Source organism: Enterobacter sp. RHBSTW-00975, assembly GCF_013615235.1.
Taxonomy (GTDB): domain Bacteria; phylum Pseudomonadota; class Gammaproteobacteria; order Enterobacterales; family Enterobacteriaceae; genus Enterobacter; species Enterobacter ludwigii.
Window position 1 is genome coordinate 4,088,639 of sequence record NZ_CP055883.1, and the last position, 21,160, is coordinate 4,109,798.

Annotated in this window: 25 protein-coding genes; 4 read left to right on the plus strand and 21 right to left on the minus strand. The window is 54.3% G+C overall.

Features of this window, described 5'->3' with window-relative positions:
- Positions 1-11: 11 nt before the first annotated feature.
- The 18 genes from HV340_RS19730 to HV340_RS19815 form a co-directional block, all read right to left on the minus strand.
- The gene (locus tag HV340_RS19730) at positions 12-1,199 is read right to left on the minus strand and encodes a phage tail sheath protein (protein WP_025202978.1); all 1,188 of its coding nucleotides are present in this window, start codon (positions 1,197-1,199) and stop codon (positions 12-14) included.
- Between the two features lie 314 nt (positions 1,200-1,513).
- On the minus strand, positions 1,514-1,945 hold the full coding sequence (locus HV340_RS19735) for a tail fiber assembly protein (RefSeq protein WP_025202977.1): 432 nt from the start codon (positions 1,943-1,945) through the stop codon (positions 1,514-1,516).
- Between the two features lies 1 nt (position 1,946).
- Positions 1,947-4,028, minus strand: a complete 2,082-nt coding sequence (locus tag HV340_RS19740) for a tail fiber protein (RefSeq protein WP_080472781.1) — start codon at positions 4,026-4,028, stop codon at positions 1,947-1,949.
- 11 nt (positions 4,029-4,039) lie between these two features.
- Positions 4,040-4,570: a phage tail protein I gene (locus HV340_RS19745; RefSeq protein WP_040018803.1), complete on the minus strand. Its 531-nt coding sequence runs from the start codon at positions 4,568-4,570 to the stop codon at positions 4,040-4,042.
- Positions 4,563-5,471, minus strand: a complete 909-nt coding sequence (locus tag HV340_RS19750) for a baseplate assembly protein (RefSeq protein WP_181216192.1) — start codon at positions 5,469-5,471, stop codon at positions 4,563-4,565. Before HV340_RS19750 ends, HV340_RS19745 begins: the two co-directional genes overlap by 8 nt.
- A 5-nt stretch (positions 5,472-5,476) precedes the next feature.
- Complete coding sequence (locus HV340_RS19755; protein WP_014171687.1) at positions 5,477-5,827, minus strand: GPW/gp25 family protein; 351 nt, start codon at positions 5,825-5,827, stop codon at positions 5,477-5,479.
- Entirely contained in the window at positions 5,824-6,465 is a 642-nt protein-coding gene (locus HV340_RS19760) for a phage baseplate assembly protein V (protein ID WP_032678996.1), read from the minus strand. The genes HV340_RS19755 and HV340_RS19760 overlap by 4 nt, the downstream gene beginning before the upstream one ends.
- A gap of 109 nt (positions 6,466-6,574) precedes the next feature.
- A complete protein-coding gene (locus tag HV340_RS19765) occupies positions 6,575-7,042 on the minus strand; it encodes a phage tail protein (RefSeq protein WP_059306142.1) in 468 nt (155 codons plus the stop codon).
- Entirely contained in the window at positions 7,005-7,250 is a 246-nt protein-coding gene (lysC, locus tag HV340_RS19770) for an Rz1-like lysis system protein LysC (protein WP_072126476.1), read from the minus strand. Before lysC ends, HV340_RS19765 begins: the two co-directional genes overlap by 38 nt.
- On the minus strand, positions 7,150-7,563 hold the full coding sequence (gene lysB, locus HV340_RS24545) for an Rz-like lysis system protein LysB (RefSeq protein ID WP_059306143.1): 414 nt from the start codon (positions 7,561-7,563) through the stop codon (positions 7,150-7,152). The genes lysC and lysB overlap by 101 nt, the downstream gene beginning before the upstream one ends.
- Entirely contained in the window at positions 7,560-8,069 is a 510-nt protein-coding gene (locus tag HV340_RS19780; protein ID WP_014171692.1) for a lysozyme, read from the minus strand. The genes lysB and HV340_RS19780 overlap by 4 nt, the downstream gene beginning before the upstream one ends.
- Positions 8,053-8,274, minus strand: coding sequence for an HP1 family phage holin (locus tag HV340_RS19785; protein ID WP_014171693.1), 222 nt, complete (start codon positions 8,272-8,274; stop codon positions 8,053-8,055). Before HV340_RS19785 ends, HV340_RS19780 begins: the two co-directional genes overlap by 17 nt.
- The gene (locus HV340_RS19790) at positions 8,265-8,468 is read right to left on the minus strand and encodes a tail protein X (RefSeq protein WP_020883600.1); all 204 of its coding nucleotides are present in this window, start codon (positions 8,466-8,468) and stop codon (positions 8,265-8,267) included. Before HV340_RS19790 ends, HV340_RS19785 begins: the two co-directional genes overlap by 10 nt.
- A 123-nt stretch (positions 8,469-8,591) precedes the next feature.
- A complete protein-coding gene (locus HV340_RS19795) occupies positions 8,592-9,032 on the minus strand; it encodes a DinI-like family protein (protein WP_020883599.1) in 441 nt (146 codons plus the stop codon).
- Between the two features lie 109 nt (positions 9,033-9,141).
- Positions 9,142-11,337 (minus strand): replication endonuclease, encoded by a 2,196-nt coding sequence (locus tag HV340_RS19800; protein WP_181216560.1) that lies wholly within the window; start codon positions 11,335-11,337, stop codon positions 9,142-9,144.
- 7 nt (positions 11,338-11,344) lie between these two features.
- Positions 11,345-11,566, minus strand: coding sequence for a TraR/DksA family transcriptional regulator (locus HV340_RS19805; protein ID WP_020883597.1), 222 nt, complete (start codon positions 11,564-11,566; stop codon positions 11,345-11,347).
- A complete protein-coding gene (locus HV340_RS19810; RefSeq protein WP_040018794.1) occupies positions 11,566-11,793 on the minus strand; it encodes a DUF2732 family protein in 228 nt (75 codons plus the stop codon). The genes HV340_RS19805 and HV340_RS19810 overlap by 1 nt, the downstream gene beginning before the upstream one ends.
- 67 nt (positions 11,794-11,860) lie before the next feature.
- Positions 11,861-12,199, minus strand: a complete 339-nt coding sequence (locus HV340_RS19815; protein ID WP_040018793.1) for a DUF5347 domain-containing protein — start codon at positions 12,197-12,199, stop codon at positions 11,861-11,863.
- Positions 12,200-12,486: 287 nt separating this feature from the next.
- On the opposite strand from HV340_RS19815, the gene HV340_RS19820 reads away from it, so the two are divergent.
- Together HV340_RS19820 and HV340_RS19825 are read left to right on the plus strand one after the other, a co-directional pair.
- On the plus strand, positions 12,487-13,062 hold the full coding sequence (locus tag HV340_RS19820; protein ID WP_025202968.1) for a phage repressor protein CI: 576 nt from the start codon (positions 12,487-12,489) through the stop codon (positions 13,060-13,062).
- 280 nt (positions 13,063-13,342) lie between these two features.
- A complete protein-coding gene (locus HV340_RS19825; RefSeq protein ID WP_059306145.1) occupies positions 13,343-14,512 on the plus strand; it encodes a DNA repair protein in 1,170 nt (389 codons plus the stop codon).
- Here HV340_RS19825 and HV340_RS19830 read toward each other — a convergent pair whose 3' ends face one another.
- Positions 14,513-15,277, minus strand: a complete 765-nt coding sequence (locus HV340_RS19830; RefSeq protein WP_059306146.1) for a siderophore-interacting protein — start codon at positions 15,275-15,277, stop codon at positions 14,513-14,515.
- A gap of 140 nt (positions 15,278-15,417) precedes the next feature.
- Between HV340_RS19830 and HV340_RS19835 the strand changes: the two genes are divergently transcribed.
- Positions 15,418-15,918, plus strand: coding sequence for a PadR family transcriptional regulator (locus HV340_RS19835; RefSeq protein WP_226876167.1), 501 nt, complete (start codon positions 15,418-15,420; stop codon positions 15,916-15,918).
- Here the strand turns inward: HV340_RS19835 and HV340_RS19840 are convergent.
- A complete protein-coding gene (locus HV340_RS19840; protein ID WP_014171702.1) occupies positions 15,915-17,474 on the minus strand; it encodes a methyl-accepting chemotaxis protein in 1,560 nt (519 codons plus the stop codon). The two genes, HV340_RS19835 and HV340_RS19840, sit on opposite strands and share 4 nt — an antisense overlap.
- 335 nt (positions 17,475-17,809) lie before the next feature.
- Positions 17,810-19,330 (minus strand): PAS domain-containing methyl-accepting chemotaxis protein, encoded by a 1,521-nt coding sequence (locus tag HV340_RS19845; protein WP_059306148.1) that lies wholly within the window; start codon positions 19,328-19,330, stop codon positions 17,810-17,812.
- A gap of 436 nt (positions 19,331-19,766) precedes the next feature.
- Between HV340_RS19845 and ygjG the strand changes: the two genes are divergently transcribed.
- Positions 19,767-21,146, plus strand: a complete 1,380-nt coding sequence (gene ygjG / locus HV340_RS19850; RefSeq protein WP_020883590.1) for a putrescine aminotransferase — start codon at positions 19,767-19,769, stop codon at positions 21,144-21,146.
- The last annotated feature ends 14 nt before the right edge of the window (positions 21,147-21,160 follow it).

Here is a 21,160-nt window from a genome sequence, read left to right on the forward strand (position 1 = left end):
GCTTCAGCTCCTTAGCTGTTAACCGAATCGGACAGGTCTGCCAGATAGGTATCGGTGATGCGCTGGCGCAGGGTCAGGTTCTCCAGCGGCGGGACAGGGGTGTAGTCGTAATCGATGTACAATTTCCCTGCTTTCAGGGTCGATGCATCATTTGATTCCGGGTCATACCAGCAAGTGCCATCAACGATATAGCCGTTGGTTTTCAGCTCACGGAATTTGGCATTGATACCGGAAACGATGTCGCGGATGAGCGTTGGCGTAATGGGTTTATCCATTGCCCATGCGTGTGCTTCGGCCATGGTATCGGCCAACACCTGCGCGGTACGGGTGTAGTTTTCAAAGACGAAGAGCGGATCGTCTGAACAGGTACGGTTGCCCCAGAATTTGAAGCCGTCGTTACGAATAAGCGTGGTGACGCCGGCCTGGTTAAGCAGGTTCGCATCGGTCGCTTGTTCCTGCAGATCCCAGGACACGGAGGCGCTTACACCTGTGACACCGTTAACGCCGATGTTGGACAGGGTTTTGTGCCAGCCAATCGTCTGGTCGATTTTGGCGCGCAGGCCGAGAGCACGTGCAGTGGCCCAGGCGTGGGTCGTCGTGTTGGTGGTGGTATCCCACGCCAGAAAATCAGGGTGAATCACCATCAACTCGCGCTGACTGAAGTTTTTGCGGTAATCGATAGCGGCTGAAATGGTTTTACAACCCCATGCACTGACATAGCCAAACGCGCGCAGGCTCTGGCACATGGCGGCCAGCGCGGTCGCCACTTCCTGAGAATCCAGCCCCGGAACACCGAGAATACGTGGCTTAACGCCAGTGACCGTTTTCGCGGTAAGGAGCGCTTTCAGACCGGTATATTTACCGTTTTCATCGGTTGTACCGATGATATTAGAGATAGTCTCTTTCTGTGCTTCCTCAGCGGTATCAGCGGTGCCTTCAGCGACACGTACGACAACAACAACCGGTTTACACTGATCGGCAATCGCCTGCAGGGAAGCGGACAACGTCCCCATTTTCCCGGCTTTCGCAATCGCGGTTTGCACGTTGGTAATGAGCACAGGCTCGTTTAAAGGAAATGTCTTGTCGTCCGCATCGCTGGCCGTACAGACCATGCCGATGATTGCCGTCGAGACGGTGGAAATGGTGCGGGTGCCATCGTTGATTTCGATGACTTCCACGCCGTGATGATAGTCGCCCATCCGTTTAACTCCGTGGTGTAGTGGAGTAATCATTTTGTGGTGAGTTCGAAATATTAGAAATGAAATGCCGTTGGTGAAGTTACAGCACAACGTATAATGGCAGGACGTAGGTTTGCCAGAAAAAAAATATTGACGGTAGCGTTTAAAAAAAGGCGAAATGCTTACTCAAAGCAATCATGAAGGTTTTTTATCTTATCTCGCGAAAAATGTAGATATGACAATGCCGGTTGCTGTCGGGGAAGGATAGAGTGTAATGATGGGTTAGTGTTTAGAAGAAAGAAAAAATGAAGCCCGCGACATACGCGGGCTTTGTGTTAATTGTTAGACGGAGCGTCAGGCCAGATAATATCCGGTGCGTTGTTGGTATCAACACGATTAAGCAATACCCGGTATTTCTTCCACTGCTGTAAAGAGAGAATTTCCGCTTCAGTCGCCATAGATAAATCAACGGCATCCTGAAGAGGTGAGATAGCTTGTGTCGCCAGAGACAATAACCTCGACTTCATTGACTGGGCATTATAAATATACTCTTCATGTGATGGCGGGGCAATTTCAACCCATTCCATGCAACTTTTATTAACATTGTAATGAGGAGTCATCCTGTCAGGTGATACCATGAAAGATTCGTATTCCTGTTCTGAGATCTCCTTCAAATCTGGAGGAACAGCAATACCTTGAGCTTCGTAAACCTGAATAGTGTCTTCAAGATAAAAGCTGCTATCTGAGTTACTAAAATATTTTTTCATCTCAATAGCCTGCCACAATTAATGAAAATGTACCGTTACAGTTATGCGTTTCTATTTTGACCTGATTTTTCCCAACAGGTGTGCAAAGATAAAATGAATCGGAATTATTACCACCGCTTCCAAAATAACTGACACCAGTACCTAAAATACCATTAGGGAATGACGTTGGCAGGGTGACAGTCACAGCTGTGTTATTGCCGACTGCAATACTTCTAACTGCCTGCATAAAAACAGTGCCATTGCCGTGGGTGTAATAAGCGCTATTGTTACCCGTCGTGGTTCTTCCCGTTCCATAACGAGCATCCGATTCAGCTTTGGTATAAGCCTGGCCAGCAGGTGTGTAGCTGCCTTTCGCCTGAAAACGTCCATCACTTTCGGTTTTAGTATACGCACTGGTTTTAGGCATATAACCGGCATCTGACTGCGCTTTCGTGTAATAGCGGGCGTCAAAATTCGTCCAGTTAGACGGGATTATTTGCCCATTGACCTGCATTGCAATAGAACCATCTTTATTACGTTGGGAGTAAAAATGGTAACCAGTACTATCCTTAAACTCTAAAACAGTTGGCCGGTCAACATTTCCCCAAAGCAAAATTCCCCCAGCTAAACTCGAGCTATTTGAAGAGCTAACGTCCAGTGTCCTTTCATTACCGACTCTTACGGCCCCTTTTATAAGAGTACTACCGGTAATAGTCCCTCCCGTCAGTGAGAGTGCGCCAACATCAGCCGCCGTGGGTTTATTTGCGGTGTCATATTGCTTGGTCCAGGCTGACCATACTCCGCCGTAGAGCGTACGAATATATGTGCGAGAACTATTATAAACTCTGTATATCTGCGTCTGTCCCGCATGCTTATAGACCTCAAGCGAACCAGCAGCAGCCTCAGGATAGTTTTTACCGGTTTGCGCCTGAGCATTCGCAGGCTGGTAATAAAGCCCTGGTGTGGTATATGCATTGAGGTCAATAGCATTGCCAATCGCTACAGCCTGGCCGTTGAAAATATCTTGCGCAGTAATATTAATATCCTCCGTCAGCGCCCGACCATTTACTCTGCGACCTGACGGCACACGGCCATTAGCATTATCATTTACGGCCTTTACCGCTTTCGGCGAGGCAGCTAGTGTTTCGGATAGACTGTCAATGGCGCTACTAAGCTGAACGATACCCTTTTGTGTCGTAGTAGCATCCAGAGCGGTGTATTTTCCTTTAGCAAGATCATAAGCTGTCTTCACCGCTTTCGGCGTCGCGGCCAGTGTCTCAGATACATTGTCAATGGCGCTGCTGAGCTGGACGATACCTTTTTGTGCCGTGCTGGCATCCTGAGCCGTATATTTCCCTTTGGCCAGGTCATAGGTGGCCTTTACCGCTTTAGGCGTTGCGGCCAGCACCTCAGACACGCTGTCGATCGCACTACTGAGCTGGACGATACCCTTTTGTGCCGTGCTGGCATCCTGAGCAGTATATTTCCCTTTAGCCAGGTCATACGCGACCTTCACCGCTTTTGGCGTCGCGGCAACGACTTCAGAGACACTGTCGATCGCACTACTGAGCTGAGTAAAACCTTTTGCCGTCAGAGAAGCATCAGGATGGCGTCGGGACTGCTCGTGCTCGGCAAGTTTGTCGTCGACGTAATCCTGCGTCGCCATCACCGTTGAGGTGTCAATCGTCAACTCGACGGAGGCGATATCACTCACCATGATGACCATACGCACAGTCTGCGCACGTCCAGATCCTTCAGCGAGTGCAGGTTTGTAACTTTCAGCCATATTGCCGACAGCAATCAGCGTCCCGGTATCATCATAGACCCCCATTTCACGCATCCAGAACCCGCCGATCTCTGGAGGGATCAGCAGCTCCGCCACGACATAATTTTTATTCTTTTTGTCCTGGCTGATTTTGTTCAGCGCATGACGCCAGACCTCATTGATGAGTTTCGTCTGGCTGGCATTTGGCGTCGGGAGTTGCCCGCCGCCATCACCCACCGCCATCGCCGTAAAATTCACTTTCTTCCCGTTCGGGACGGTTGCGGCAGCCAGTTTTTCGGCGCCGGCTTTGGTGATAACCGTTTTATACTTCACTGTCATTGTGCTCTCACTTATCCGGGGTAAACCGTGATGATGTCGCCGTCATAGCTCAGGGCACCGGTATAGAGATAGCCCGGAACGTCCTGAATGATATTGAGGCCGATAAGATGTCGGCTGGCAGGCTTTGCATCAGCAATAAGCCGCTCCATTTCGTAATACATTTCTTCGGTGATGCCGGTTTCCAGCACGCCAATGTCCAGGCGAAACGTGCCTGCCGGGTCGTTGGTTTGCCACCACTCCGTCACGTTGATCAGATAGCCAAGTGGCTCCACCACGCGGCGTACTGCGCCGATCGTTCCTTTGTGTGCATGGATAAACCATGCATTGCGGATAACATCGCGCTTGGTGGCCTCCGGCCAGTTTTCATCCCAGCGATCAACCGAAAACGCCCACGCCAGCCAGGGCAACAGATTTGCCGGGCAGGTGTCGGCATTCCAGAGGTGACGAAGCGGGACGGGGGTATTCTCAATGTCGGCACAGGCGCGCGCCGCCGCGACCTCAAGCGGCGACGACCCCACCGGTAACAATCGGGCATTACTCATCGTTACCCCCAACGGTTACGCTGTACTGGCTGCACCATGAGGCCTGGGTTTCATCAAGCACAATATCGGCCGCAGGCGCGGTCAGTTCGACGCGTTGTACACCCTCAACATGCAGTGCAGCGTAAATGGCGGACTTACGAATATCCCGCCCGAGCCGGTGCTGTGCCGTTATATAGGCCTGCAGCCGGGCCCTTGCCGCGTTGAGCACTGGCTCGCTTTCGGGACCTGGGAAGAGAAAAAGAGAAGCCGCAATGTTGTAGTCGACAATGCTGGCGGACTGGACGGTCACACGATCGGCAACGGGCCTGACGTCCTCATCGTTCAGCGCGTTGCGCACAATGGCCAGCAGCTCTTCAGACGCCACGCCGTTATTCTCCCGAGACAGCACGGAGACGGTAACGTTCGCAGGCTGAGGACTGATGACAGAGATATCCGCCACCCGGCCATCCGCGCTGCGACCATGGAACTGATAAGCCCCCGTCGATCCCGCCACGCTCAGCCCTTCCGGGGCTTGCTGGATGCGCAAACGAAAGTCGGTGTCAGACTCCATCACAGCCGGCGTGGGCTGAAACTTCGTGTCGTCGGCAGGCGTTATCACCAGACGCGCAAGGTTAGCGTTAGCACCAAGCTGGTCGAGATCGCTACCGGTGGCGTAGGCCAGCATGACCGCACGTGCGGCTTCGTTAACACGCTGGCGCCAGATAACTTCCCGATACGCATTTTCCTGCAGCAGTTTCACAATCGGTTCCGACTCAAGCGTCAGCGTTCGTGCAATTGCCTCCTGCTCTTCTTCAGGATAGAGCGAGACAAAAGTGGCCTTTCGTTCTGCCAGCAGCGTTTCGTAACCCACCTCCTCCACGACATCCGGCGCGGCGAGCTGGCTCAGATCAACAATAGCCATAGCGTTTAACTCAATGAAATAGTGATAGAAAAGGAATGTCCGGAGGTCTGGCGGGTGCCGGTGAGATCGACATACAGCGTCCCGTCATTCTCCGAACGTTCGAAAGTGATGGCCGTCAGGCTGATCCGCGGCTCCCATTTCTGGATAGCGGAGTAACATGCGGCCATGATTTGCAGGCGCAGCGCCGGACTCTGCGGCCTGTCGATCATTGCCGCCAGCAGTGAACCGTACTCGCGGCGCATCACCCGCGAGCCAATCGGCGTGACCAGAATGTCCCGCACGCTTTGTCTGATATGTTCAGCCTCTGAAATGCTGAGCCCGGTCTGACTGTTCATTCCCCTGTAGCGCACCGTCATTGCGTCCCCTTAGTCCAGCTTCCGCCGCTTTGCACACTGCCGTGAGCATGGTTGTCCACCTGCACCCCATTGGAGGTGAATTTACCGCCGGAATGCTCAATATTGCCGGCCATTACCCCGCCCTTCTGCACTTCAAGAGAGGCGGTAATTAGCTTGTTGGTACACACCACCTCAGGTGTATCCAGGGTGATGCGCGTCTCAGACTTCACCAGGACCACCGGTACGGTGGCGGTGAGTGATTCAGAGGCTGTGATGTCAGCCGTTTTAATGCCTGCGGCCATGAGTGCTCCGCTCCCGGGCTCGTACTCGATAACTGCCCCATCAGGGAACGAGACGTGGAGTGCGTCAGGGGAACCTGACGGCGCCGGGTGGTCATCGGAAAAGATACCTGGCAGCACGAAGGCGGTATCAAGCTCACCGCCGATGGCCAGCAGCAGCACTTGTTCTCCCTCGGACGGTGCCCACCACACGCGCGAACGGCCGGCGCGACAGGTCAGCCAGTTCAGCCAGGTGGTTTTCATCCCTCCGGACTGGACGCGGCAGAGCCCTCTGTTGAGGTCAACATCGGTGACAACACCGATACGAATCAGGTTACGGATCGCGCGAGCGATACCGTGCATGGAAGTGAGTGTATTCATGAGAAGAGAATGCCCTTCAGGGGGATCGGCAGCAACGAGACGGGGTTTTATGCGGGATGAAACAACAATCGTTCACGCTGATGGCTGGACAGCCATCAGCGTGGTGAACTTACGCTTTCCACTGGCTGACCAGTTCACCGTTGATGTACAGCTCCAGCGGACGTGTGACGGGCTCTGGTAACGGCGGCTCCGGGGAATAGGTGGCATGCAACGTTCCCTGCTCCTGCGAAACAAGAATGCGCTCGGTGAGCTGCAGGCTAAAGCTGATATTCGCCGTACCATCGTCGTTGATGGTGACACCAAAGAGAAACCCGTTTTTTCGCCCGTCATCGAGGGTAAAAATATCTGGCTGGTTATCACGCAGCCAGGCCAGTACCGGGACGAAGACCCCCTCGCTGTCGCCGGCGAAGCTACTGATATTCGCTTTCAGTTCATACTTTTTTTCAAAGGAGAGCGAGGACGCGAGGCGGGCGTCAATATTTCCGCTCCCCACCGACATCTGCAGATAATCAGGGTGATCGTTCAGTTGGGGAACGGCGTCAATTAATGCCTGACGCAGGCTGTTGAGTTTGTGCATCGAGTTTATCCTGACAGTCTTTTATGGTTTCGACCTGCAGCGCGCAGGCGATAAGGGCATGCTCAAGCCGACGAATATCAGCACTGAGATCGCCGTTGGTGATGGGCTCACTTCCCGGCATCGGACAGGCGCTCACCTTCGGGCAGGCGTTGTAAACAATGTGCTGCGGAGGCGCAGGCGGCGCGGGTGTGCAACCTGCGCACAGCATCAGGCAGCTGAGCGTTATACCAGCGGCGTAACTCTTCATTTTCATTTACCCATTTCCCGATAGCCGCTTCGCGTCGTGCCATCTCCTCGCCGACGGCAGCAAGATCCTCGCGGAGCCTGACCTGCGCATCTTCGTTCGACCTGGCAATCCGCTGTGCTTCGGATAACTGCTGAAGCAGCGTGTTGATAGTGTTTTTTTGATCGCGGGCGCTCTGGTTGGCTTTAGCAAGAGAGCGGGACAGGTTCACGTTGTCATGACGAAACCACAGCGTGATGGCCAGCAGAACGGCCAGTACCAGCAGAAGAGGTTTCATGGCTTCCCCTTCAGGCACCAGGCCTTCTCACGAGCTCGACGGTTTTCCAGTCCGGCATTTTTGACCCCATTGACGTACACCCAGCGGGTAAGCTGATTGCACGCCTGCGGCCACTGTTTACGCTTAATGAATGACACCAGCGTGGAACGGCAGGCAGCCCCTGTTCCAACGTTAAAGGCAAAACTCACCAGCGCATCATAGACACGGGGTGGCATCTCCACCGGTGCGCATACCGCCAGCCGTCTTTCAACGTTCATCACGTCGGCAACAAGGTTCGCTGCCGCCTCACGCTCTGTAATTTCCCGTCCCGGCACGACGCCTGACGTATGGCCAATGCCTGATGTCCATACGCCCGCACTGCAACGATAAGGCGACAGGCGACACCCTTCGAGATCAGCAATGAGCGCCAACCCCTCCGGTGAGGTGTTCAGTAACCGGAAGTCAGGCATCAGCACCGCCAGGGCCAGTACGCCCGCGGCGCTGCAACGCTTAATGATTGAGTTCACGAATACTCTTCTTATCGAGTCCAAGAGAGGTCAGATAGCGATAGGTTTTCCGCTTAAACCAGTAATTCGTCAGCGCGGTAAAAATGGCGCAGAGGCTTCCCACGTATAGCGCGACTTTTTCAGGAGACATCGCCCCGAACCAGGCCAGCGCTACGGCCAGCCAGTAGGCGATAAACGTGGTGATTTTCTCAAGACTCAGTCCCATAGGTTCACTGATTCTTTAGTCGGTGCGCTATCAACCTCTGGCATGTCTATCGGCGTGCCATGAGGTAAGATGACCCCCAACTCCGCGAGGCCAGAATTGGCGTTCAGAACGGTTTCAACCACCCCTGCCGTGCGCCCATAATAACGGGCACAGATGGCATCAAGCGTGTCCCCCTGCATTGCATAGATTTTCATCAGACGCTCCCAACATCCGGATTTCCAGGTACCGTTGAGTTTCCAGCGCTGGCGCCCTTTTTGCTATTGCTGCAGGATGGACAATCGCGGACACAACAGACTGCCCGCGAGATGGCAGAGGGCCTAGCGCCAGCTCTCGTCTTCCCAGACTTCCCGGAGGATATTGTCCAGCGCTTCGCGATCGGCCTCTCTTTCAATCCCCTGCAACTCCACGCCGGTCATGGATCCTTTTTTGACGGTAACCAGCGTTGACGGAAACACGGATCTTATCCTGCGGGTTAATTCGTCCTGAAACGCCTCCACGACGGACGGACCAATAAGCTGATCCTTATCCAGGGTAATGTTCACCCGCACGCTGGCCTCTTTTTTGATTCTGTCCGGAACGGGTGATGCCGAGAAAACCACGGTAAACGCGTTGTTCCTGATTAAATTTCCTCTCGCAATCTCAGCGATCAAATTCAGGGCAATTTCACGATCTCTTTCCTGACACGTTCCTTCTGTCGTCAGCCGCGCAATCATCTCGACGCGTTCAATCATGACTTGCTCGTTCAACTCTCTGTCCACACAACCTCCACCACGAGATACTGTATAAACATACAGTAGCATGTATTCATAAAAAGAGTGAAGCAAAAAATCAGAACCATGCGAGGTATGTACATGATATCGATGAAGATTAGCGAATCCCTTTGCTTATCAGATGCGTTAAATACCTTATACGTTCAAGGATTTTCCGGGCCTTTTGCTGATAAGACGGTGCCGCAGGAAATAGCGATCCGTCTGCAGATCCCCGGCACCATTTGTCGTTAAAACGGCTAATGCCCCCCGCCATAAGATGCAGGGCTTCCCCCCGGCTGATCGTTATTCCGGTGGCGAGCCGTATCTCATCAATCACTCTCTCTGCCACTCCGTTCTGCGGATCCTTTTCATAGACAAAGGGAGTCTTTGCAACCGGTCTGGGGAGGGTTATGCGGGCGGCTAACGCGCGTCTCGCACGCCGGCTGAGGGGTTGAGAGACGTCGCTCACCGTACAGTTATTGACAGAACTCCAAGAACGCGCAGCGGTGCCGTTAAGGTCAACGGCCAAATCAACGGCACGCTTCGGCACAATTTTCCACTGCGTGAGCCGGGTCAAAATCGGCGAGCCCGGGCCGAGTGCGGCGTCGTAAACGCCGCGAATACAGACACGTTCTTCGCCGTACTGATTATATTCGGCACGGGGCTCATACAGCGTGCGCACCTGCAACGCATCCCGACGGACAAACGGTCCTCCCTGTGCATTGACGTATCCTGCCCAGTCTCCGGCGTCCGCGGCGTCATGCGCTGCCGCAAATTCTACGCTCAGACCGTGCGCGGCCTGCGTATCAGTCAAACGGCGCAGCTCACGGTAGACAGTCACCGGTGCACCGCCGATAAACTGAAACTGACGGATATGCCAGCGCGCCGCCCAGGCCGAAACAGCAGATGCAGTCACTTTAAGCAACTCGCCGCTTTCGTTATCTGTCTCGCCATCAAGGGCATAGCCGTCGATATTCTTGGAGATGTATTTAGCGATATAACCGGTGGCGCTGCCCTTTTGCGGGTCTATAGCTTCAGCGTGAAAGCGAGCTTTTCTGGCGTTATCGCTTTGCAGTTCAAAAGCGTCTTCCTCCTGTGTGTATTCCTCCATAATGCGGCGAACGCGCTCAACGTTTTCGGGCAGCATGAACATCAGCATGTGCCAGTGAGGCGTACCGTCATGGTGGGGTTCAGCAACGCGGATGCCAAACAGACGAATCGCCTGCCGGTGGAGTTTTGCCCGGATCCGCGCCCACAGTTTTGTCAGGTAGCTTTGTGTATCCGCAGGGCTCGCCCCGTTCCATTTGCCGTTACGATAGCCGGTGTTCAGGGTGGCGTGATATTTCGACGGCGCGGTTAAGGTATAAAACTCGCCCACATAGCCAAGCTCATGGCAGATATTTTCAAACCCGCGGATGCGGGTCATCAGTTCGCAGCGACGTATCGCGGGATTGGCCACCGAGCCATCGTGCCTGGCAATCAGGCTTATACGGTTGCCCTCTTCATCCTCCAGTTCCAGACCTTTAAGAAATTCACGCGTGCGCCGCTTCTGTTCACGCCAGTCAGTGATGCAGCGTTTACTCGCATAGGCAGACTTCTTTTTGCTGACGTTTCCAAGTGCAATCTGCACATGCTCACGCCAGGCGGCCGCCATGCGACGCAGTCGTCCACGCCACCAGTCTTCGGAAAACATGCGGATCACCGCTGGCGCAATGTCCTCTTTGTTAAAGAGTATCTTCGACACGCGCTCCCAGTGAGGAGGCAGTACATTGAACTGGCGGGTGATTAATCCAGCGCGCTGATACCAGACATGAAGGGTTTGAAATTCGCCGAGGCCAGCGTCAATGATATTCGCCAGCTCGGAACGAATAAAGCCAGCGATGTCAGCGGCCAGCAAATCAATATCGGCGCGGGACATATCCGGGAGACGGTTGAAGCGGGCAATCAGCGTAACCATCCGCGATGCAAGATATTGCGAAAGCGGCGTGTCGAAGTGTCCACCAAAAACGGCGGTGGAGACGTTACGGTCAACACCTGAACAGGCATACCGTGCCGAGACCTGCTGCAGACGCGGTAATACCCTGTTGCAGAACCGAATCAAAAAGGCATTGGCTCGCAGGCTGCCCTGATGGAGTTCAAGAGCATCAACCGTGCGCCAGACGTCAAAACGCACGCAGTCAGGCTGCAGAGCGAGCGCTTTTCTGGCTTGCTGCAGCGCCGCGAACAGACGGTCGCGACGCTGTAATTGGGGGTGAGTCAGGTAGGGGCTGGCAATAGCCGATCGGGGTTCATTCCACGGATAAGCAAATGACATCACCAACTTATCCTCCCCGGAAATGTTTGTTTTTCAGCTCCGTTATCTCCTGGCAGGTGACGCATAAGGCCACTCCAGGTAACGCCTTTCGCCGCGCCTCGGGGATGGGGATGTCGCACTCCTCGCAGGTAAAACGCGAGGGCGATGCGCATCGCTGGCGAGCGCTATTAATATGACGTTCGCGATCTTCAAGCTCACGCTCCTGCGCCAGATCGATAAAATCGGCCATCAGTGCAGCTCCTGGGATTCGCGTTCGTAACGGGCAGCCTCGTGACACAGCAGTTCCGCTGCGTCTTCGCCACACATTCCGGTCTTATAGATGTGACTGGCTAATGCCTCCAGACGCAGGGAGACGGCGAGTGCGAGTGCCCTGCGCTCCTCCATCTTCGCCTGCACCAGCAGGTGCTGGAGTTCCTCGCGCCCGTTCAGAAAAGTGCGGTTTTCGCTATTTCGCATCACTCATTCTCCTTAATTCAGGCAATAAAATGCCCGGCGGGTTTACGCCATTACGTTTTGGGGTGGATTAAAGCGGCATGGTCAGCCGTTCAGGAAATAAACTCACGACTGCACGGAAATGATTCATGGCTCCGATAAGCGCTCTTTTCTCCTCAGTCGTCAGCTCATTGATACCGCATTCGTGACGGGCGGCGGGTAATTTAGCCAGGAAAAAGATGGCCGCCAGCGCCCTGTTATTCTCCTCAAAACTGGGATCGCGCTTATCACGCATCTCGGCCAAAAACCGCGCCAGCGCTTTCTCGTTATCGCCCCAGTACCTGGCACGCAGTTCGGCCACGTGATTAAGCCCGGAAAGACGTGCCCCCACCTTGAGTGGGACCGTTGCACGTGTCGCTTCTATTGCCATAACGTCCCTCGCGTTGATTCACACTGTGTGAATTACTCACCCGTAACGGGCTGAAAACGGGATTGGCCTACGCGTTACGCCACTTTCCAGCGCAGCGAACTGCGCCAGCCTAACGACAGGGCTGGCACTTTGATGATTGCGATTTCAGAAGCCATGTTGCATGATTCCCATTTTGATAATGTCTGCAATCATTAGCCTCTGTTTGCCAACGTCTGCCGCTGATTGCCCGAATTCGCATTGATACTAATACCCAATTGAGTATTAGTAAATACCCAAAGGAATATATTTTGATTTTAGATTCTCAAGTGAATAATGAAGAGTTACTCGATAGAATCTGTCAGGTATATGGTTTTACCCAAAAAATCCAGCTGGCCCGGCACTTCAATATTGCCGCCAGTTCCCTTCAGAACCGCTACGCGCGCGGCACCATCTCCTACGACTTCGCGGTACAGTGTGCACTGGACACAGGGGCCAGCCTGCGCTGGCTAATGACCGGACAGGGTGCCCAGTTTGAAGGTAACCCTGCGCCTGGCGATCCCGTTGCTGTTGTTACATTCACTCTCAGTGATGGTCAGCTGGAAGAAAATTCCACTTTGAGTATCGATTCACATCTCTTTAGCAAACCGCTCACTCGCGGTATCGCAGTCCGGTCTGAGGCAAAGCTCCACTTTGTTGAAAAAGGGGCGTCATTAACCGACGGGCTATGGCTGGTTGAGATTGAAGGCACTATCAGTCTTCGTGATTTAACCCTGCTGCCGGGGAAAAAACTCCACGTCGCGGGCGGCAAAGTCCCCTTTGAATGCGGTATCGATGAGATAAAAACACTGGGCCGTGTGGTGGGCATCTACAGCGAGGTGAACTGATGGCGGGTCGTATGGTACGTATGGTTCGTATGGCATCATTCGATTTCGCTATGCAGGGCATTCAGCCTTAGGTATTCCTTCAGGACTGGCAGAACAAGAACCGGGGCCAACGCTCCCCCGCCAGCCTTTCGGCTTCCTGTTCGTGCCACTCTTCTTCACAAACCCTAAAAACTAAAGAAATCCCCCATCGCGCCGATCATCATCCGTGTGTATTATTTCCTGTAGCGTTTACAACAATTAACCTTAACTCAAATACTTAAGCGCCAAAGCGAAAGGCATCATGAGCACACCGATCAAACGGCTAGAAATCATAAAAAATGCGATTGAACTGGAAGACGATGACATCATCCAGAGCCAGCTGACACGGCTGAAAAATGAAGCGTTTGACGATGAGCTACAGGCAATCGTCGCGGCGCTTGAGCAGAAAAACTATACCGTTGCCATGGCGGCGATCGCTGCCTGGCTACAGGGCCAGCGCGCCATGACGCAATGGCGTGACCCGCAGGTGGCGGCCAGCAAGATGGAGCTAAAAGCGCTGGAAGAGCGCCTCAGGGATTTGATTGACCGTCGCAATGCCCGCGTGCAACAGCTCGATGAATTCAACGATCTCTATTTCTCACGCCTCGGACCGCTGATGCAGCAGATCCTCGCCCTGCGTAAAACGCTGGCGGAGCTGAACCTGCGACGTCAGCAGGCGGAGGCGCGTCGACGTGAGGAAGATTACCGTCGCTGCCAGCGCTATATGGCGCAGGCGGTGGAGGTGCTGGCGATGCTGACCCAGCGCTGGCGCGATCTGCCTGCGGATTCCGTACAGGCTGCCGAGGCGCGTAAGCAACTGCAGCAGCAAAGCAATCTGATTGCTAACCTGCTGGCCGAAGCGCTGGAGCTGGAGAGTGGCTTAACGCGCGAAGAAGAGCCTGCACGTCAGGCGCGCGACGAGGCCAATGAAGAGTACGAGAAATACCGCGAGCAGCATCACGATGCCGAAATGCGTCTGCGTAAAGGCAAGAACCTCTCCGAGGAAGATCAGAACGAACTGAAGCGTCTCTGGCGTCAGGCGAGCAAGCTCTGCCATCCGGACCTGGTCGCTGACGATCTGAAAGAAGAAGCCAACGCGATGATGGTGCAACTCAACCAGGCCAAACAGCGTGGTGACGTTAAAGCCATTCGTTCGCTGGTGGCACGTCTGCAGCAGGGCTTTGAGCCGCTGATGGCCAGCGAAAGGCTGAACGATCTGGAACGTATCCGCAAAAAAATGGCGCAGGTTCGCGAGCAGATTGACACGTTAGTGAACGAGCTGGCGGAGCTGGAGAAAGAGGAGTCCTGGCTGCTGGTCTCGTCGCTAAGCAATATGGAAACCTACTTTGCCCAGCAGGAGAAGGCGCTGCACGACGTTCGCGCCTCGCTCGAACATCAGGTGAGCGAAGCGCAGCTGGAGTCCGCAGCCTAATTATTTAGCGTGCCAGTATGCACTGGCACGCACCAGCTGCTGGTCGATTGCGTCGGTTTCAAACTGACGGCTCAGGTTTTTCACCACCTTCCCTTCCCCGGTCAGCCAGATAAAATAATCTTCCGCAGGCACCGTCAACGCCGCCAGACGCTCAGCCACCGCCTGTTCGCTGTGGCCGACAACCCAGGTGATGTTGAACGCGCTCAGATGGGCCAGATAGTCCTGATACGACGCATCACCGACCGTCACCACCGCATGAATGTCCGGGCGAACCGGCAGTGTTGCGATGCTTTCCAGGCGACGGCGCAGCGCGGGCATGCCGGATTCATCACACACGTACAGTTGCCAGGCATAATCTTCCGGCACAACCAGCGAACCGCGCGGGCCGCCAATCGTGAGCGTGTCACCCACTTTTGCCTCTGTCGCCCAGTAGCTGGCAACGCCGCCATCATGTATGAAGAAATCGAGCACCAGCTCATGCCGTTCGGCATCGTACAGAGGTGTATAGTCTCGCGCCTGCGGACGCACACCGTCGCCCCAGTCGATACCTTCATCGGTAACAACCGGTGGTACAAAGGTCGCCCCCGGGGCCGGGAAAAACACTTTTGTATGGTCGTCGAAACCGCGAGAGCTAAAGCCCTCCAGCGCTTCGCCTCCTAAAACAATGCGCTGGAAACCTGCGCTGACACGCTCAACGCGAAGCACGTCCAGCTTGCGAAAACGGAGATCATTACGAACACGTTGTGGGTAACGGGTGGATGTCATGGTGAGACCCTTCTCAGGTGAATACGATATATCTAAATCAATTTTAAATGATAATGATTGCTAATCAGCAAGAATGCAAGATCTTTTAGATTGCATCTGAATATATCTAAGATATAGTTTAGATATATCAATTTGAAGGGATGATTATGCGAAACGAACTCGACGGCGGCGGACGCCGACCACGCTTTTTTGGTCACGGCGATCTGCGTCTGGTGATACTGGATATCCTGACCCACAACGCGAGCCATGGCTACGAGTTGATCAAGGCGATCGAGAACATGACGCAGGGGAATTACACCCCAAGCGCTGGCGTTATCTACCCGACCCTCGATTACCTTCAGGATCAGACCTATATCACCATCACCGAAGAAGAGAATGGCCGCAAGAGAATTGCGATTACCGCGGCAGGTCAGCAGTGGCTGGATGAAAATCAGGAGCAGCTAGCGCAAATTCAGGCGCGTATCAAAGCGCGCTCTGTCGGCTTCCAGCTGAGAAAAAACCCGCAAATGAAGCGGGCTCTGGATAACTTCAAAGCGGTGCTAGACCTGAAGGTGAACCAGGGCGAACTCAGCGATGCGCAGCTTAAGCAGATCATCGGCGTGATCGACCGCGCAGCGCTGGAGATCTCCCAGCTGGATTAAGCCAGTACGCGATCGCTCACGCGGAAGACGCGGACAAGATCTTTCAGGTGCATCGCCTGTTCGTTCAGGGACGCTGCTGCCGCGACAGACTCCTCCACCAGGGCGGAGTTCTGCTGCGTGGTGGCATCAATCAGGCCAATCGCGCTGTTAATCTGCGAGATCCCTTCCGTCTGCTCATGGCTGGCCTGGCGGATCTCACGCAGAATGACGTCCATCTCTTCCACGTTGCCGACCATACCGTTAATCAACTCGCTCGCTTTCTCGACCAGGTTCATCCCGTCCTGCGTCTGGCTGGTAGAACTTTCGATCAGCTGACGAATTTCACTGGCAGATGACGCACTCTTCTGCGCAAGCTGACGCACTTCGCCCGCCACCACCGCAAAACCACGACCGTGCTCGCCCGCACGTGCCGCTTCCACCGCCGCGTTCAGCGCCAGAATGTTGGTCTGGAAAGCGATGGCGTCGATCAGGTCGATGATGTCGGACATCCGGTTAGAAGTCTCGTTAATCAGGCGCATTTTGCTGGTGACCTGCTTCATCATCTCGCCGTTGTTTTTGACCACCATGGCAGCGTCCGCCGAGAGGTGAGTTGCTTCTCCGGTGTGTGAGGCGGTGTTTTTTACCGTCGCCGTGATCTGCTCCATCGAGGCAGCGGTCTGTTCAACAGAGCTGGCCTGCTCTTCGGTGCGCGCGGCAAGATCCTGGTTCCCCGCGACAATCTGCGCGGCGGCACTCGAGATATTCTCCGAACCGGTCTGGACCTGCTGCACAATGTCCAGCAGACGCGTTTTCATCTCCATCAGCGCATGCAGCAGCAGGCCGGTTTCGTCTTTACCGTGCGGCGTGATGCTGCCGGTCAGATCGCCTTCAGCAATGGCTTTTGCAAAATCCACCGCCTCGCCCAGCGGACGCGTGATTGAGCGCACGATAAACCAGCCAATCAGGCTGCCGGTCGCGACGCTAAAGAGCGTGATCAGGATCAGCAGCAGGCGATTCGATTTGAAATCGCCCTCGACCTGCACTCCTGCGCTTTGCATTTCCTGGTTCTGAATCGCGATCAGCGCCTGCACGTTGGCTTTATAGGCCTGCTGTAGCTTCAGGGTGTTGGTCATCATCTCCTGAATAGCGCCCGCCCGATCGTTATTCTGCACCGCCTGCAAAATGCGATAACGCGAGTCCAGATACTGCTGACGCACGCCACGTATCTCAGCAAGAACCCGCTGTGATTCTGGATCCTGCAGCGCAGTATTCAGCTCGCCGAGGATCACCGTAATCTGTTCGCTGATCGCTTTAAGACGCTGCTGTGACTGCGCTGTATACGTTCCCTGTTCATCCAGTAACATCAGCTGCTGAGTGCCAATAAATTCCTGGAAGTTGTCGATTAACTGGTTCGCTTTTACCGTGGTCGGATAATCACGGGTAATGATGGATTGCATTCCGTTGTTCGCCCGGTTCAGGCTTAGCAAGGATAAACTCGCACTGACCACCATCAGGACAATAAAGAATCCAAACGCCAGAAATAATTTCGTGCCGATCTTTACGTCATGTAAGAACATATTTTCTCCATCGATGTGATTATTTCTCAGACGATCACCGTTATCGGTAACGAAACCGCTAACTTTATGACTTTGATCGTTTTTTTATTTCATAACCACGACAATGGATAGGTGTAGGCTATTAATATCCGTAAATCGATCGTTACACCACCCTCTGATGAGGCATTTTCAAAATAGCATCGGGGAAAACGGACTTAGGCTGGGGTAAATATCTGATGTGCTTTCTTTAGTTATTTAATATAAAGTTAACAACAAAAGACATTAATAATTACATTCAGAAAAAATAAAGCCGCTTATTCCTGATGAAATAAACGGCTTTCTGGAACCTTACTGGCTCAATGGAGCACGGTTACCGCATCCTTAAGACGCCCGGCGCGATGCTTCACCATTGCGGATATGTGGGCACTTTCCTCAACCAGATCGGCATTTTTCTGCGTGATGCTGTCCAGCTCGGCCACCGCACGGGTGAGCTCTGACAAGCCGGTAGCCTGTTCAGAGGTCGAGTGGCTGATCTGCGCGATAAGCTGCGTCACGTTTTTCACCTGCTCGACGATATCATCCATTGTACGGCCGGCGGCATGAACCTGATCAGAGCCGGACTGCACCTTGCTGGCGCTGGCATCAATCAGCTTGCGAATATCGTTGGCTGCACTGGCGCTACGGCTGGCGAGATGGCGCACTTCGCCGGCGACAACCGCAAAGCCTTTCCCCTGCTCACCGGCTCTTGCCGCCTCCACCGCCGCATTCAGCGCCAGAATATTGGTCTGAAACGCTATGTCGTTAATAAGGGAGGTAATCGAGCCAATCCGCTGCGTGCTATCCGCGATGTCATCCATGGTTTTCACCACCGTCTGCATCGCGTTTCCGCCTTTGGTCGCCGCGCTGCTGGCGGCCACTGACAGCTTGTCCACTTCGGCGGCGGTTTCTGAATTACTCTGCACGGAGGCGGCCATCTGGTTCATTGTCGCCACGGTCTGCTGCACATTGGCCACGGTCTGACGCGTCCGATCGTTCAGATCTTCATTCCCCTTTGCCAGCCTGTCGCTGCCATCACGCACGCTCACCACCTGGCTTGACACATCGTTAATCAACCAGCGGCACATCAGCCCCAGCTGCCCTACCGCACGCAGGGTCAACCCCAGCTCGTCGCTGCGGTTCAGGTGCTGCACGCTGTTGCGCTCGCCGGTGGCGACTTTCAGCGCCTGACGCGCCACGTTTTCGATCGGACGAACAATCTGCTGCTCAAACAGCAGCGTGCCCAGCAACATGACTACCGCGGCGGCAGCCAGCGAGTACGCACCCGCTGAGGTGGCCACCAGCGTGGCAGCCAGCACCGCAAACAGCCCCGCCATCACGCTGCGCACGCGCCAGCGCAGCGGCATTGCCGGAAGTTTCCCCAGCCAGCCTTTCCTTACCACCAGTCCTTTATGAATACGTTTCTTGCAGCGCCCGTCATTCAGAGCCCGATAGAGCGGCTCCACGCCAGCAATCTCTTCTGCCGTGGCTTTGGTGCGAATCGACATATAGCCCGTCACCTGCCCGTGACGCACCATCGGCACCGCGTTGGCGCGCACCCAGTAGTGGTCGCCATTTTTACGCCGGTTTTTGACAATGCCGCTCCACGGCTCGCCCTTTTGCAGGGTGTACCACATATCGGCAAACGCCGCTTTTGGCATATCGGGGTGGCGCACCAGATTGTGCGGCTGGCCCATCAGCTCATCAAGCTGATAGCCACTCACCTGCACAAAGGTGTCGTTGGCGTGGGTCAGGTAACTGTGGATATCGGTGGTCGACATTAAGGTGGTGTCATCGTCCAGAGGATATTCATTCTGGGTGACAAAGGTTGGAGCGGACATCGTGAGCATCCCTTGCAGGTTATTTGAATGTTAATTTTGTGGATTAATGTTTTTTCGGCGGTAAAGAATTTATCTTTAGTTGTTAAAGTTGATAGAGATCGCAGATTTCACTTAAACCGCACTTTTTGTGAGATTTTATAATTCATTGATTTCAAATACTTTCGTAGAGAAATTACCTGCAGAGTATGACGCGTTAACGCCCACTTAAGTCGCAGCGTCTGCACTCTATAAGTGCAATGGCCTTTTAATCGCACCTCCCCAGGCCTTTTCCGCCGTACCGCTAAATCCCGTATCGGTTATATCGGCATGATTAAATTTTGCGCAACATAATGTTAACCTGGTGTTTATCCTGATTTTCGTTAAGGCATCTGAAGTGGCGTAATCCCTGCAATACTTAATCCAGTATCATGTGATACGCGATCCCCGGGAGCACATTTTGAACAGGTTACCTTCCAGCGCCTCGGCTCTTGCCTGTACCGCGCACGCACTGAATCTCATTGAGAAGCGAACGCTTGATCATGAGGAGATGAAACAACTTAACCGAGAGGTCATCGATTACTTTAAAGAGCATGTCAATCCAGGGTTTTTGGAGTATCGCAAATCTGTTACCGCCGGCGGGGATTACGGAGCCGTAGAGTGGCAAGCGGGAAGTCTTAATACGCTTGTCGACACCCAGGGACAGGAGTTTATAGATTGCCTGGGTGGTTTTGGAATTTTCAACGTGGGGCACCGTAATCCAGTTGTGGTTTCCGCCGTACAGAATCAACTTGCGAAACAACCTCTCCATAGCCAGGAACTGCTCGATCCACTTCGCGCTATGCTCGCGAAAACGCTCGCGGCCTTAACGCCCGGCAAACTGAAGTACAGCTTCTTTAGCAACAGCGGCACGGAATCGGTCGAAGCGGCGATTAAACTCGCCAAAGCGTACCAGTCGCCGCGCGGCAAATTCACGTTTATCGCCACCAGCGGCGCGTTCCACGGAAAATCCCTGGGCGCACTGTCGGCTACCGCCAAATCCACCTTCCGCAAACCGTTTATGCCGCTGCTGCCGGGCTTCCGCCACGTGCCGTTTGGTGACATTAGCGCTATGCGCACCATGCTGAGCGAATGCCGTAAAACCGGCGACGATGTGGCAGCGGTGATCCTGGAGCCTATTCAGGGTGAGGGCGGCGTGATCCTGCCCCCGCAGGGCTATCTGCCTGCCGTGCGTCAGTTGTGCGATGAGTTTGGCGCACTGCTGATCCTCGACGAAGTCCAAACCGGGATGGGGCGTACGGGCAAGATGTTTGCCTGCGAGCATGAGAACGTCCAGCCGGACATTCTCTGTCTGGCAAAAGCGCTGGGCGGCGGCGTGATGCCGATTGGCGCGACGGTGGCGACCGAAGAGGTCTTCTCGGTGCTGTTCGACAACCCGTTCCTGCACACCACTACGTTTGGCGGTAACCCGCTGGCCTGCGCGGCCGCGCTGGCGACCATCAACGTGCTACTGGATCAAAACCTGCCTGCACAGGCGGAACAGAAAGGCGATATGCTGCTGGACGGTTTCCGCCAGCTGGGCCGGGAATATCCGGATCTGGTGCAGGATGCGCGGGGTAAAGGGTTGCTGATGGCCATTGAGTTTGTCGACAACGAAATCGGCTACAGCTTCGCGAGCGAGATGTTCCGCCAGCGGGTCCTGGTCGCCGGAACGCTCAACAACTCGAAGACCATTCGCATTGAACCGCCGCTGACGCTGACGGTTGAACAGTGTGAGCAGGTGCTGAAAGCGGCGCGTAAAGCGCTGGCAGCCCTGCGGGTAAGCGTGGAAGAAGCGTGATATCCCCTCCCCCT